The organism is Trichocoleus sp. ST-U1, from assembly GCF_039961835.1.
Taxonomy (GTDB): Bacteria; Cyanobacteriota; Cyanobacteriia; order Cyanobacteriales; family FACHB-T130; genus FACHB-T130.
This window is the reverse complement of sequence record NZ_JAMPJZ010000034.1, coordinates 43,375-57,566: the sequence shown is the minus strand read 5'-3', so window position 1 is coordinate 57,566 and position 14,192 is coordinate 43,375. Positions and strand designations below refer to the sequence as shown.

10 protein-coding genes are annotated in these 14,192 nt (G+C 47.4%); 4 read left to right on the top strand and 6 right to left on the bottom strand.

Going from position 1 to position 14,192, the window contains the following annotated elements; genetic code table 11:
* From NDA06_RS14045 to NDA06_RS14030, 4 genes are all read right to left on the bottom strand, one after another.
* Positions 1-765 (bottom strand): dihydroxyacetone kinase subunit DhaK (locus NDA06_RS14045; RefSeq protein WP_348251754.1); only part of this gene is annotated, 765 nt, incomplete at its 3' end.
* Positions 766-825: 60 nt separating this feature from the next.
* The gene (locus tag NDA06_RS14040; protein ID WP_190985762.1) at positions 826-1,251 is read right to left on the bottom strand and encodes an HNH endonuclease; all 426 of its coding nucleotides are present in this window, start codon (positions 1,249-1,251) and stop codon (positions 826-828) included.
* A gap of 6 nt (positions 1,252-1,257) precedes the next feature.
* Positions 1,258-1,662 carry a hypothetical protein gene (locus NDA06_RS14035; protein ID WP_190985761.1) on the bottom strand — a complete coding sequence of 135 codons (405 nt, stop codon included), beginning with the start codon at positions 1,660-1,662 and terminating at the stop codon, positions 1,258-1,260.
* Positions 1,663-1,692: 30 nt separating this feature from the next.
* Entirely contained in the window at positions 1,693-2,613 is a 921-nt protein-coding gene (locus NDA06_RS14030) for a DUF2726 domain-containing protein (protein WP_190985760.1), read from the bottom strand.
* Positions 2,614-3,296: 683 nt separating this feature from the next.
* Between NDA06_RS14030 and NDA06_RS14025 the strand changes: the two genes are divergently transcribed.
* The 4 genes from NDA06_RS14025 to NDA06_RS14010 all read left to right on the top strand — a co-directional run bounded on the left by NDA06_RS14025 (position 3,297) and on the right by NDA06_RS14010 (position 8,746).
* Entirely contained in the window at positions 3,297-4,292 is a 996-nt protein-coding gene (locus NDA06_RS14025; RefSeq protein WP_347277026.1) for an iron ABC transporter permease, read from the top strand.
* Positions 4,289-5,332: an iron ABC transporter permease gene (locus NDA06_RS14020; RefSeq protein ID WP_190985759.1), complete on the top strand. Its 1,044-nt coding sequence runs from the start codon at positions 4,289-4,291 to the stop codon at positions 5,330-5,332. The genes NDA06_RS14025 and NDA06_RS14020 overlap by 4 nt, the downstream gene beginning before the upstream one ends.
* Positions 5,333-5,340: 8 nt before the next feature.
* Positions 5,341-6,174 (top strand): ABC transporter ATP-binding protein, encoded by an 834-nt coding sequence (locus NDA06_RS14015; RefSeq protein ID WP_190985789.1) that lies wholly within the window; start codon positions 5,341-5,343, stop codon positions 6,172-6,174.
* A gap of 400 nt (positions 6,175-6,574) precedes the next feature.
* The gene (locus NDA06_RS14010; protein ID WP_190985758.1) at positions 6,575-8,746 is read left to right on the top strand and encodes an acylase; all 2,172 of its coding nucleotides are present in this window, start codon (positions 6,575-6,577) and stop codon (positions 8,744-8,746) included.
* A 94-nt stretch (positions 8,747-8,840) separates the two neighbouring features.
* Here the strand turns inward: NDA06_RS14010 and NDA06_RS14005 are convergent, their stop codons facing one another.
* Positions 8,841-9,581, bottom strand: coding sequence for a thioesterase II family protein (locus NDA06_RS14005; protein WP_190985757.1), 741 nt, complete (start codon positions 9,579-9,581; stop codon positions 8,841-8,843).
* Entirely contained in the window at positions 9,568-14,019 is a 4,452-nt protein-coding gene (locus tag NDA06_RS14000) for an amino acid adenylation domain-containing protein (RefSeq protein ID WP_348251753.1), read from the bottom strand. The genes NDA06_RS14005 and NDA06_RS14000 overlap by 14 nt, the downstream gene beginning before the upstream one ends.
* Positions 14,020-14,192: the final 173 nt, after the last annotated feature.

Genomic DNA, 14,192 nt, shown 5'->3' with positions numbered 1-14,192 from the left:
CTCGCGCACAGTGCGGGTGTAATCTCTATCTTCAATGATAGAAACCGCTAGCATCTCGGTAATTTCATCGGCTGACTTCAAGGACATTCGCTGTCGTCCCGGTTCTCCGTGAATGCCGATGCCGGATTCTATTTCATCATCCCCCAAACTAAAAGTCGGGCTACCTTTCGCGGGGACGGTGCAAGAAGTCAGCGCCATTCCCATGCTATGCCCGTTGAGGTTAACTTGGCGACAGAGGTTGGCAACCTGCTTGAGATCGTAACCTTGTTGGGCAGCAGCACCGCAGATTTTTTCAGCAAGTACCGTCGCGCCGACACCCCGACGCCCTTGAGTATAAAGGCTATCTTTGACGGCGATATCATCATCGATCAAGATATTGCGTACGGGAATGCCCTCTGAGTGCGCCAGTTCTGCTGCCATCTCGAAGTTCATCACATCGCCGCTGTAATTCTTGACGATATTGAGGACACCCGCATCCCCTGTAACCATCTTGGCAGCTTCTAGCATCTGGTCAGGAGTGGGAGAAGTGAAGACTTCACCCGGACAAGCCGCATCCAGCATCCCCAAACCGACAAAACTGCCATGCATTGGTTCGTGTCCGCTACCCCCCCCGGAAATGAGGGCGACTTTACCAGGAATGGGTGCCTCGACACGATAGATAAAGTGGGGGTCAAAGTGGACTTTAATCAAATCGGGATGCGCTGCTGCCATTCCTGCCAGGCTTTCACGCACTACATTATCGGAGTTGTTGATGAGTTTTTTCATATCGTCTTAATCTGGCTGGGAATCACGTTTTAAGCTTATAAAATTAGCTTTTGTTCAAGATTAGTCAGTCGGAGGATGCCAACCACTGACTACCCAACGCCTCCTAGCGGCAATGATAACTGGGTTATTCATTCGCAGACGAACAATTGTAGCCCGACCAATCACAGTAAGTCCTTCAACCCTTGCGCTGTCGGAACTCCAGGCAAAATGGTCAGACCATATTTGCGTGCGGGGGTTGAAAAGAGTTACAGTTTCGCCCGTCAAAGGATCTATCGCCTCGGTTGCATCACCCTTAAATTCATTGCATGAACGACAAGCTAAACAAATATTCTCAAAGCTTGTCTCTCCACCTTTAGAGACAGGCTGAATATGATCGTGCGTCATGGGAATTCCACTATTAGCTTCACTGGTTAAGCAATAGCAGCAACGCCCGCGATCGCTATCGGCGATTTGATTTCGTAAACTTTCCGGTATGTATGCAGACACGATATCTTAAGGGGTTAGCACGCGATGTCCCCGCCATCGGAGTAATACTGCTGCGTGAGCTTTTTTTAACATGAAAAGGTCAGCCTCGTGCCGCAGCGCCATTAGTTCTAAGCGTTCTCCCTCTATCAGCGTACCGCTAGAATTGCCCTCAAGCAGGGTATTATATCGTTCCATCTCTACTGCTGTTTTGCGGCTATTAACAATCTGCCATAGCGTCTTGTCATCAAGTTTATCCAAGGCAGCAATGTCAGCCTGAAACTCCTCTGGCACATCGTCCCATTCCGGGGGGCTACCTATTTGTAAGGCATGAAGCATGACTTCTTCAACAGGGCGCTGCGTTGCATTAGCAGTATTAACCAAGCGCCGATAGAGTATTTCTGGGATTTGAAGTGTAACAGTTTCAACTGCCATATCCAGTCCTTGATAGTATTACCTGTCTGTTTACCTACTATGTGCCTTCCACTGTAAGATTCGGTCACGCCATGAATCCACGTCTTCAGCAGTATCAAGTTTGCATTCCCCACGGTTATACTTTCTGAGTTTCCCGGCAGCATCAACCATTGATAATTCTTCGGAAAGCTCACGAGAACCTACGGGCGGAAATCTGAATGAACGACATTTTCCTATCCCAAGGACGATACCACTATCTGCTAATTTCACTACTGCAACGCTGACATCGCGATTTTTAGGGTCTATTGCACGGAGAACTTCTATTCCTTTACTGTACTTGTGGAGTAATGCACGAGAAGGTAGAAAAGGGTCATATGGTCTTGTTGTAACTATCTTGTCTTCTCCAAACTTTCCGTATTTTTTTAAAACTTCAATTGTAGCCTCAGAATTATTAAAATCCAACTCGACAAACTTATCTCCCTCTCGATAGCCGCATCCCATAACAAGGCTGTAGTGAAAGTCATAATTGTCGGGAATTCCTCCTCGCTCCTGAGCTTTAACGAACTCCTGATCTAAAAACCATACTTCCATCAGCCAGCCAACAATTGAAAACTGTCCAACTTTTCGCAAGTATTCAGCATCAATCCTTAGCAAAGGCATTCCCAGCTTTTCACAGATAGAATTTTTCTTAGCATCTCGCGAAATTGCTTCTGGATCGCTATCATGTTGTGAACCATCAAATTCAACTGCGAAGGCTACACTTTTATCTTTTTGTTCTACTACAAAATCAAAATGAGCTTTCAGAGCATAACTATACTCATCATTGGAAAGCCCACTTTTTTCAATATCAAGAACATCGGCTATACGCATTTTGGTATGAATGCGTACCCCACACCTTTCAGCGGACTCTTGCAAGGCTTTAAATGTGGCTTCCTCTTTAGGATTTAATAGTGCTCGCTTTCGACGATCCATGTAATCTCCAGATGGTTATTATACTTTCTGACTACCTCAGATGAACTAGCTGCAACACTGCCTTTGCTACCCCGTTTCAACTAAAACTGTAACAGCAGCAACAGCGATGAGTATTTCGTCATTACTTATCATTAAGTTCCGGAACTTGCCTATTTCCGGAAATAGGCTCGATAACGGCGCACCGTCGCTTAGAACATTTAAGTTCCATGTCGTAGCACTAACTACGCACTACACGATCGGAGTTGTTTATTAGCTCTTTGATGAGCGATCGCATGGTATCTTCAGCATCGGTCAGCTATCTTTTTTTCTCAACTCGCCTCAGTTCTAGGCAAGTGGATCTTGCGATTCGGTGATGTCTCAATGTTATGCCAGACTGCAACTTTGACTCACCAGGCAACTGCGGGGTTTGCCGTTGTTGAAATCTGGAATCCTTGTATGACTAGCAATTCAAGGATAATTTTCGCAAAGATATTGATAAATAATTGCAATAAGTCTAAAGTAATTTCTAGTTTCCTGGTTGAGCGCACCAAAGCGGCGGTTTCCCATCGTTCCAAGGCGCTTGACGTTACGACAGCATATTTAGGGTTGCTATAGCAATAAACACAAGGCAAAAGGCATCGATAGATTTGGCACCAATCCAGAAAATAGTAAAAAATCGGTTAATCGGGGAAGTCTTAGGATTTATACAGCCACGACCCTCTCTGCTTGTCGGCTTAATTCTGAGCCTCCTGATTCTCCTAATTTGCCTGGTGGTCAGTATTGGTTATGGTGCAGCCGACATTTCCGCAAGCACCATTTATGCAGCGTTGACAGCGTTTGATGGGTCTGCGGATCACCTGATTATTCGGACGATTAGGCTACCGCGATCGCTCATCGCCATCTTGGTTGGTGCCGCAATGGCGATCGCGGGTGCGATTATGCAAGGCATCACCCGCAACCCCTTGGCTGACCCCGGAATACTGGGAATCAACGCAGGTGCGGCAATGGCAGTGGTCATCGCGGTATTTGCTTTTCAACCACCCGATTCAAGTCTCTATGCTGGGTACGCCTTTCTGGGTGCCGGTGCTGCTGCGATCGCTGTCTATTTCCTCGGTTCCTTGGGTCGCGGTGGACTCACCCCACTCAACCTCACCATCGCCGGTGCAGCGATTAGTACCTTCCTGTCTTCAGTGACAACCGGCATCCTGATTTTCAGCCAACGCACCCTTGATGAAATCCGCTTTTGGATGGCTGGATCGATTGCGGGGCGGGATTTCACGATTGTCTGGCAAGTGCTGCCCTATATCACCCTCGGACTGATATTAGCCTTCGCTTTAGGTAAACAAATCACCACCTTGAATCTCGGTGAAGATATTGCCAAAGGCTTAGGTCAACGAACCGCATGGGTAAAAGTTGCCGCTGCTTTCAGTGTCATATTACTGGCAGGCAGTGCCGTTGCCGCCGCTGGTCCGATTGGATTTATTGGTTTAGTTGTCCCCCACGTTGTCCGCTTGTTGGTTGGCGTCGATTACCGCTGGATTATGCCGTATTCTGCGGTTTTTGGAGCCATTTTACTGTTAACAGCGGATATCGGAGCCAGATTGCTGATTAAACCCCAAGAACTTCCAGTCGGAGTCATGACTGCTTTCGTGGGTGCGCCCTTGTTCGTTTATCTTGCCCGCTTCAAGGTGAAAAAATGAACAACTGGTTGGTCGTTCGTTCTAAGGCGCTTCCGGTATCCTTCCGTATCGATCGGCGTATTCCTAGTATCCTGAGTATTCTGGTCTTCGTTACCCTGGCGGCGATGGTTGTCAGTGTTTCTTACGGGGAATATCCGATTCCCATCATCTCCGTCATCAAAACCTTACTCGGACTGGAAACCGGAAACCCTGACTATCCCTTCATTATCAATACACTGCGACTGCCTAGAACCTTAGTCGCGGCTCTTGTCGGAGTGGCATTGGCGGTTTCCGGTACGATCTTGCAAGGCATTACCCGCAATCCCCTAGCAGACCCAGGCATCATCGGGATTAACGCGGGTGCAAGTCTGGCGGCGGTTAGTCTGATTGTTTTGTTTCCCAGTGTCCCGATTGCAATCTTGCCGGTGTCTGCCTTTGGGGGAGCATTAACTGTCGCTTTTCTGATTTACTTTTTGGCATGGGATAAAGGGAGTTCTCCGGTTCGCCTGATTTTGATTGGGGTCGGGATTGCCGCAGTCATCGGCGCTTTGACTAGCTTGATGGTGACATTCGGTGAGATTAATAGTGTGAGTCAGGCGTTGGTGTGGTTGGCGGGGAGTGTCTACGGTCGCAGTTGGGAGGAGGTATGGTCTGTTGCACCTTGGTTCGCGGTGTTGGTGCCCTTGGCTTTGGGGAAAGCGCGACAGCTGAATGCTTTAAATTTGGGCGATGATGTTGCCAAAGGGCTGGGTAGTTCGGTGGAATGGGAACGCGGCTGGTTACTCGCGATCGCTACCGCGTTGACGGGTGCGGCGGTGGCTACGGCTGGTACGATTAGCTTTGTTGGGTTAATGGCACCGCACATCGCACGTCAATTAGTGGGTTCAACTCATGAGGGGTTAATTCCTGTCTCGGCAACAATTGGGGCAATGATTGTAGTGGTTGCGGATTTGCTAGGGCGATCGCTATTTGCTCCGACTGAACTTCCCTGTGGTGTCATTACAGCCGTGATTGGCGCTCCTTATTTTATCTATCTGTTGGTGCAAAACCGCAAACGATGAACCCAAAGATGAACCGACTCTCCACCCGCAGGCTCACCTTGGCTTATGAAGGTGTGCCAATTATCAAAAATCTTGATTTGGCAATTCCCGAAGGGAAAATCACCGCTTTAGTGGGTGCCAACGGTTGCGGTAAGTCTACACTGCTGAGGGGTTTGGCGAGATTGCTCAAGCCACGGAACGGGACGGTTTATCTGGATGCGGCTGATTTGTTCAAGTTATCCACGAAAGAGGTCGCCAAGCAACTGGGAATTCTTCCCCAAGGGCCAGTGGCACCGGAAGGGTTAACTGTGCGAGATTTAGTAGCGCTGGGGCGTTATCCTTATCAGAACTGGTTGCAGCAGTGGTCAAAAGAAGATGAGCGGTTGGTCGCGTTAGCCTTGGCAACGACTGGGATGACCGAATTGGCAGAGCGATCGCTCGATACGCTTTCCGGTGGACAGCGACAACGTGCTTGGATTGCAATGGCGCTGGCTCAGGATACAGAGATTTTACTTTTAGATGAACCCACAACTTTCTTAGACTTGGCGCACCAAATTGAGGTGTTGGATTTGCTTTTGGAGTTGAACCAGACGCAAGGACGAACGCTGGTAATGGTGTTGCACGATTTAAACCAAGCTTGTCGCTATGCAGATTACCTAGTAGCGGTAAAAGAAGGTTGCGTTTATGCCCACGGAACCCCGATGCAGGTGATGACCGAAGAAATGGTGCGCGAAGTATTTGGGCTGGGTTGTCGCATCGTGGAAGATCCCGTAGCCGGAACACCGATGTGTATTCCGCTGGGGCGGAAGCTGAAGATAAGCCAAGAGGCTGCCTTAAAGGGCGATCGCTTCACTGGAAACTGAGGGCGTAGAAACAAGTCGCGATCGCCCTTGGCGCAAGCGAAGCTATCGCCCTTGGCGCAAGCGAAGCTATCAGGCTTTCACTTCCGCGTGCAACTGCGCCACAACACATTAAACTTTTGCAGTTAACGAGAATAATTTTCAACTATTCGTTAGGAAAATGATGATAAAATTTTTCATCAAGTATTTGCAAATCGCCCGCAGCAAATCGCCAACAGGCTGGAAGTCTGGGGCTGCACAAACAAAGCCTGCTGACCCAGGCTGAATTGAGTCCGCGTAGGCGGACTTGGTTGAATAGAAGTGAAGCAACTTCTGCTCCCTTCTAATCACACTTGTTAATACAAAAATAAAATTTGAAGCCGTATTTTTTTGTTTTTTAAATTATCAATTTGTCAAGAACGTAATGTTAAATTTTCTTTCAAGGTGGTGTTTTATTAAAGAGCGTTTGCGTTCTCTTGATAAGTTCCAAAAAAATAGTAGGCGCTACGCAATCGGAGGTTTTAGAGGAAAATCTTTGCGAATTTTCCCATTAATATTAGGTTTCATCTTTACTCTATTTTTGGGGAGCCAGAGTCTAAGCTTACCAGCAGCCTCGACTGAAATTCTCTGGGACACCTACGGCATCCCGCATATCTACGGCAAGGATGCAGGAAGTGCATTTCGCGCCTTTGGTTGGGCGCAGATGCAAAGTCATGGCAACCTGCTGTTGCGCCTCTACGGTCAGGCACGGGGACGAAGTGCCGAATACTGGGGAGAAGAGTACCTAGAGTCAGATAAATGGGTACAAACAATGGGAATTCCCGAACGTGCCAGCAAGTGGTATGAGTCGCAGAGTCCCGCTTTCCGCAGTTATCTAGATGCCTTTGCCGCAGGAATCAATGCCTATGCTAAGGAACATCCCGACCTGATTGATGATGAAGTGAAGGCGGTGCTGCCAGTCCAGCCAGTAGATATCCTGGCTCACGAACAGCGGGTGATGAATTTCACATTTATTGTGAATCCGCAGATTGTTCAAAGCCTTGCCGATAACAAATCAATGGGTTCTAATGCGTGGGCGATCGCGCCTAAGCATTCTGCAAGCGGGAACGCGATGCTACTAGCGAACCCGCACCTGCCTTGGTCAGATTTATTTGTCTGGTATGAAGCCCAGATTACCGCACCAGGAATTGACGCTTATGGGGCGACACTCGTTGGACTTCCCGTACTCGCGATCGCATTCAACAATAATCTCGGCTGGACTCACACAGTCAATACCCATGACGGGTGGGACGCTTATGAACTGGAACTAAAAGACGGCGGCTATCGCTTCGACGGTAAGGTTCAAGCCTTTGAGACAGAAAAGAAAATCTTGAAGGTGAAGCAGCATGATGGCACACTGCGCTCAGAATCACTGGTCGTACAACGTTCCCTTCACGGCCCTGTTGTCGCAGGCAAGGAGGGAAAAGCCGTGGCATTGCGGGTTGTGGGGCTTGAGCAACCCGGAGCGTTGGAGCAGTGGTACTCGATGGCGCGTGCCACTAAACTGCCTGAATTTGAGGCTGCCCTAAAGCAGTTGCAGATTCCGATGTTCACGGTGATGTATGCAGACCGCGAGGGACATATCATGCACCTATTTAACGGTCAGGTGCCAATTCGCACATCTGGAGACTTTGAATACTGGGAAGGCATGATTCCTGGCGACACCTCTAAAACCTTATGGACGAAAACGCATCCCTACCGCGATTTGCCCCGCGTCATTGACCCACCTAGCGGCTGGTTGCAAAATACCAACGATCCACCGTGGACAACGACTTTCCCAGTAGCGTTAAATCCAGCAGATTTCCCGCCCTACATGGCACCGCAGTTCATGCATTTTCGAGCGCAACGCTCTGCAAGGATGCTGGATGAGGATAAACAAATTTCTTTTGAGGAAATGATTCAGTACAAGCACTCGACACGCATGGAACTGGCAGATCGTTTCCTGGATGACCTAATTCCCGCCGCACGGCAGTATGGAGATAAATTAGCGCGTCGAGCCGCTGATGTGCTGCAAGCTTGGGATCGAAATGCGGATGCAGATAGTCGGGGTGGCGTACTCTTTTACCTTTGGGCGGAAGAGATGGAATTCGATAATGCATTTACTACCCCCTGGAACGAGAATTCCCCGCGCATCACACCCGACGGCTTGGCAGATCCTCAAAGCGCAGTTAAGGTGCTTTCTACCGCAGCAGCAAAGGTAGAGGCAGCTTATAAAGCCATAGATGTACCTTGGGGCGAAGTTTTCCGGCTGCGGTCTAATGGTGTGGATCTGCCTGCCAATGGTGGTTCGGGAGACCTTGGTATCTTCCGCGTTGTCAATTATGCCCCGACGAAAGATGGGCGCTTTCAAGCGGTCGGGGGCGATTCTTACATCGCTGCGGTCGAGTTTTCTAACCCAGTTAAGGCGATGGCACTGATCGGCTACGGTAATGCAACTCAACCGCGATCGCCCCATATTAGCGATCAGTTACCGCTATCCGCCCGCAAACAGTTGCGTCCGGTATGGCGATCGCGTCAGGATATCCTGGCTCATTTGGATGAGCGCAAGGTATTCTGAGGCGCATTCATGAAAATAAAGCCCCTGGCATCAGTGCTAGGGGCTTTGTGCTTCCAGAAGCGATCGCTCCCGATCAAAAGCAAAGTCGTGAGTGTTACTTTCCAAGCGTGCTGATTGAGTCCAGTTCTCTAGAAAGGAATTGAAGCAGCAGGGGTTGAGCGGATTGCACAAAGAAATGGTCGCCGGGAAGCATTTGCAGTGAGAAGTCAGCGCTTGTCTGCTGTTGCCAAGCCTCAAGACGCTCAACGCTGACTTTGATATCTTGCAAACCGCCAAAAACAGTGATGGGACACTGAAGCGGCGCTTCGGTAGCATAAACATAAGTTTCGAGAACGGCAAAATCTGCCCGCAGGATGGGGAGAAGCAGTTCCATCAGTTCCACATTCTCTAGCACTGCTTCGGGAGTCCCGTTAAGACGGCGCAGTTCCTCGATAAAAGCAGGTTCTGGCAGGGCGTGGATGGGCGGTTCTTTTGCCGGAATTTGAGGGGCGCTGCGACCAGATACAAACAGATGGACTGGACTGATCCCATACTTTCTGCGGAGTAGACGAGCCACCTCGAAGCTGACGAGTGCCCCCATGCTGTGACCGAAGAAGGCAAATGGCTTGTCTAAGTATGGCAAAAGGGCGTGCGCGATCGCCTGCACCAGAGGTAAAGTCTGAGTAAATGGCGCTTCCAAAATCCGCTTTCCTCGTCCGGGAAGTTCGACAGCACAAACTTCGACACCCACAGGTAGACCCTGAGACCAGGTGCGAAAATTGAGCGCCCCACCACCAGCATAGGGAAAGCAGAACAGGCGCAGGCTGGAGAGAGGATTTGGCTTAGGACAATACATGATTGTTAAGGGTTGTTGCAGCGAATTCACCCACTGGGGGAGCATCCAGCAAACCGTTATCAATTAGGTAGGAAAAATAGGGTGCAAACAACTCAGTCTCTAAGGGCGGACAAACAATAGAAGAACCGGCAAGCCCGTCTAGGGTATTCTGACAGTCAAACTGTAAAATTGCTGTAGTGGAGGCTGGTTCTTGTGATGTTGGTTGATTCATAAAATCCAATAGGGGAGACAAGGCATTTCCTGAAGATGTTTTAGCCGCCTCCAATAGTTCGCTGTGCCATTGATCGTATGAAACTTCCTGAAGGGGATAGCCAAACGAGCGAACCCAATTGATAACCTGGTTCCAATGGGCGGGATAGGGATTGACGATGTGAAAATCCTTGTTTAAGGATTCTTGCTGCTTGGATAGATAAGCGATCGCTCTACTCGCATAATCTATCGGAACTAAATTCACCATTGCATCACGCTTGGGAACGCTACCGAGTTGGATGCAACCTTTTACCCATCTGAAGGTATTATCGCTTTTGTTGCAAAGCCCGGTTTGGCTATGCCAGGATATCCGTCCGGGTCTGTAAATACAGACCGGAATTCCGCGATCGCGTGCAATCGTTGCTAACTTTTCGGCAACCCATTTACTCTGAGCGTAACCAGTATCTATCACTTCCTCAGAATTGATAGAATCCTGTTCTCGAATGACCCTGACTCCAGAACCGCCCGCCGGAGAAACAGCATTAGTGCTAGAAATAAAATGCACTGGCTTAAGTTTAATTAAACTTGCCAATCTCAAAACTTCCTGAGTTCCCAGTACATTGGCGGCTTTAAGGGCAGAGTATGGGTAAGTAAAATTAACTAAGGCACCATTGTGATAGATGACATCGATTTGACTAGCCATGTCTCGAAATTGTTCATCCGAAAGCCCTAAAAACGGTTTAGACAGCTCTCCCATAATCGGGATAATTCTGGAGCTGAAATTTTCATCCCAAAGTGAGTAGGATTCCAGGCTATTTTGTAGCCGTTCTTTCCCAGACTCTGCATTAGTAGCACGTACCAGACAATAGATATCTGCTTGTGTTTGTTGCAAAAGTTCGGAGAGTAAAAAAGCTCCTAAAAACCCAGTTGCTCCAGTTAAAAAGATGCAACTTGGTTCAGTGACTAACTCAACAGGTATAGAGTCAGGGCGAATTGTCGGATCTAGGACAGCTTCAGCGTCTAGATTTAAATTCGAGGCGGGAGAAACAAAAGGAATGACTCCCTGTTTCATTTCGATGTTTTTCCCTAAATCGGCGATGGTAGGAGCATCAAAAAAATCGCGCAAGGTCAGTTCTATCTGGAAAGTTTCTCGCACCTTGGCAAGTAACTGAGGGATGAGTAAAGAGTGTCCCCCTAGGTCGAAGAAATTGTCATAAATCCCGACCTTTTGAAGTTTGAGAAGGTGAACCCAAATTCCGGCAAGTACCTCCTCAACGCTGTTGCGAGGAGCTACAAACGTATCTGCTACGGGTTTTATTGTCTCCGGTGCTGGCAATGCCGAACGGTCTATTTTGCCATTTGGGGTAAGCGGTAAAGCTTTCAAAACTACGAAAGCAGAAGGCACCATGTATTCGGGTAGCTTCTCTTTGAGGAAGGAACGCAGATCGTTAATGAGTGCTGAATTTGAAACGATATAAGCCACTAAACGTTGTCCCACATCCTCTCGCAGCAAAACAATACTCTGGCGTACCCCAGGAAATTGAGACAGTACCGCCTCAATTTCCCCTAACTCAACCCGGAAACCCCGAATCTTCACCTGGTCGTCAATTCGTCCGAGAAACTCGATGTTTCCGTCGGGTAAATAACGAGCCAAGTCTCCGGTTTTGTAAAGTTTTGAGTTTTGAGTTTTGAGTTTTGAGTTAGGTGGGACGTCTTGTAACTCATTCCTCAAAATAGAGAACTCATCTCTCTCGATGAAGGAGTCGATAATAAATTTTTTGGCTGTCAGTTCCGGCTGATTTAAATAACCTCGCGCCAAACCAGCACCGCCGATGTATAACTCACCCGGTACGCCAATTGGAACTGGCTGAAGATGAGAATCTAAGATATAAATCTGCGTGTTCGGGATTGGACGACCTAGAGGAACTGTTTCAGAAATACGATCCGCTTTCCCATCTGCTACCCGATCTGCTACCTGATAGGTAAGTACGCCTACTGTTGCTTCTGTTGGCCCGTAATGGTTGAAGATTTGGCAGTTGGAAGCTAGTTTTTGAATTGTCTCAATCAAATTCCAAGTTAAAGCTTCACCACCAAGGATTAATCGCTTTCTAGGTAAGATGTGCGCGGGGTTAGAAGCTGTCAGTAAAGCCGATAGGTGAGAAGGAACAATTTTGAGGCAATCAATGGGATGTTTTTGAAAGTAATTTGTCAGTGCTTCTGGGTCAGTTGCGCGTTCTTGGGAGACTATATGGAGACACCCACCCGTACACAAAGCCGGGAAAACAACTGTATGACCTAAATCGGCAGCAAAAGTGGAAATAATTGCATAACTGGCACCTGCTGGCAAATCTAGTCTGTTAATAATACCGTTGACGTAATTCAGCAGTTGTTGATGCTCGACGGCAACTCCTTTAGGTGTGCCAGTGGAACCGGAGGTGTAGATTACATAAGCGAGGTTTGAGGGCTTTTGGATGGAATTTTGGCTTTGGACTGGGATGGTTTCCCAATTTGTATCTAGACAAAGGACTTTGGCACTGTGTTGGGGAATTTCTAAAAACCGTTTCTGAGTTAACAACACTGGCACTTGAGCATCTTGCAACATCAAGGCGAGGCGTTCTTTTGGCATTGCCGGATCTAGCGGTAGATATGCACCGCCTGCCTTGAGAATGCCTAGCATTCCCATCACCATTTCTAGAGAACGTTCAACGCAAATACCAACGACGACCTCTGGTTTAACTCCCAAGTTTTGCAGGTGATGCGCTATTTTGTTGGCACGATCGTTGAGTTCGCGGTAGGTTAATTGTTGATTTTCAAATACAACGGCAATGTTGTCTGGCGTGCGTTCTACTTGTTCTTCAAACAGTTGGTGGATGCACTTGGATTGGTGGTAATCAGTTTGAGTGTTGTTGAATTCAACTAATAATTCGTGTCGAGAGCGATCGCTCAGTATATTTAACTGACCAATTGCGGTTTCTGGGCTGTTAGCAGCACTTTCCACTAAGCTATGAAATTGTTCTGCCAAGGCTTGAATCGCCTCTATACCGATGATGCCAGCATCATAGTCAAACTTGGCACTCAGCGACTCATCCCGACGCACGCAAGAGAGTTTGGCTTTGAAGCGATCGCAGCAGACGTACTGCTGGTAAATCGCAAATGATAAATCGCTAGCAGAATACTTGTTTAGCTGTTCTTCAAACTCGAAACCGAAGGGAAAGCCGGATAAGGTTGCAGTGCTAATATTTTCCTGGCAGAAATACTCTTGCCAGTTATTGGCATCGTTTACAGACTGCTGAACTTGCTGTACAATTTCACTAAATTTCAAGCTGTCTTCTAGATGAGTGCGAAGCGGTAAGAATTTGGCAAACAGTCCTAGTGCTGGCTCCAATTCTTCATATTTTCGACCATTAAAAGCAGTGCTAACGATAATATCTGGTTGTCTAGTTAGTCGCCAAAGTAGAGTCTTCAAGCAAGCGAGTAAGACGGCTGAAATAGAAGCATTGTATTTTTGCCCGATCGCTGTAATTTTGGCAACCAAATCTGGCTCAATCTGACACTCAATAGAGTTGAGTTCAAAGTTAGCAGGTAAGCCAAGCAGTTTCTTCTCTAAAGGCAGCTTCAAATTAGCCAAGTTAGAGAAATCTTGCTGGTTCCAGTATTCTTTGCCAGCTAAATCATCCTCATCCTCAAGCAATTGATTCTGCCATTCGGAAAATTGTACATATTGCACAATTTCTTCCTCGGCTATTTCCTCACCTCGAAGACTGGCAGCATATCCTTGGCTAATTTCTTGTACCAGATTCTTCAATGTCCAACTGTCGGCGCAAAGAGAAGGCAAAGTGACAATTAAAATATGTTTGTCATCCGACAGAGTAATTAAAGATGCACGCAGTAGCGAACCAGTAGGTTCGGAAGTAGAAATTGAGCGTCTTTCTTCTTGAAGAATTGCCTCTATTTTGGTTTTTTGTTCCTGGGAATTACAGCCGCTTAAATTGATAGAACACCAGGAGGCTACATCGATGCGATCGCTAACTACTTGGATCGGAATTTTTATCCCTGGTTCTCGATGGAAAATTGTCCGGAGAATTTCATGACGATTGATGATTTGCTGCACAGCTTCTTTTAAGGCTCTTGTCTTAAGATTGCCTTTTATCAAAATGGCGCATTGGGCGCAATAAGTAGCGCTATCTTGTTGCAATAACCAAAGATATTTTTGCTGAAGAGACAACCGAAATCCATTTATAGTTTGCATTTTTTAATGTTCTCACTACGTATGCTGCTTGCTTAATTTGTAAAAGAAGTTAGACTTGTTACCAAACAATATTTAGTTATAAAACCGCAAAAAATATTTGAGTTTTTTGCTAGATCCTACTTAGGCGTTAAGATAAAAACGCAAAAGTTGCTAACTTTTCTTTGCGGTTTTTT

Coding starts and splice junctions, on each gene's coding strand:
- NDA06_RS14035 (WP_190985761.1), bottom strand. CDS start 1,662: ATGGCAGTTGAAACTGTTACACTTCAAATCCCAGAAATACTCTATCGG.
- NDA06_RS14030 (WP_190985760.1), bottom strand. CDS start 2,613: ATGGATCGTCGAAAGCGAGCACTATTAAATCCTAAAGAGGAAGCCACA.
- NDA06_RS14020 (WP_190985759.1), top strand. CDS start 4,289: ATGAACAACTGGTTGGTCGTTCGTTCTAAGGCGCTTCCGGTATCCTTC.
- NDA06_RS14015 (WP_190985789.1), top strand. CDS start 5,341: ATGAACCGACTCTCCACCCGCAGGCTCACCTTGGCTTATGAAGGTGTG.
- NDA06_RS14010 (WP_190985758.1), top strand. CDS start 6,575: ATGTTAAATTTTCTTTCAAGGTGGTGTTTTATTAAAGAGCGTTTGCGT.
- NDA06_RS14005 (WP_190985757.1), bottom strand. CDS start 9,581: ATGTATTGTCCTAAGCCAAATCCTCTCTCCAGCCTGCGCCTGTTCTGC.
- NDA06_RS14000 (WP_348251753.1), bottom strand. CDS start 14,019: ATGCAAACTATAAATGGATTTCGGTTGTCTCTTCAGCAAAAATATCTT.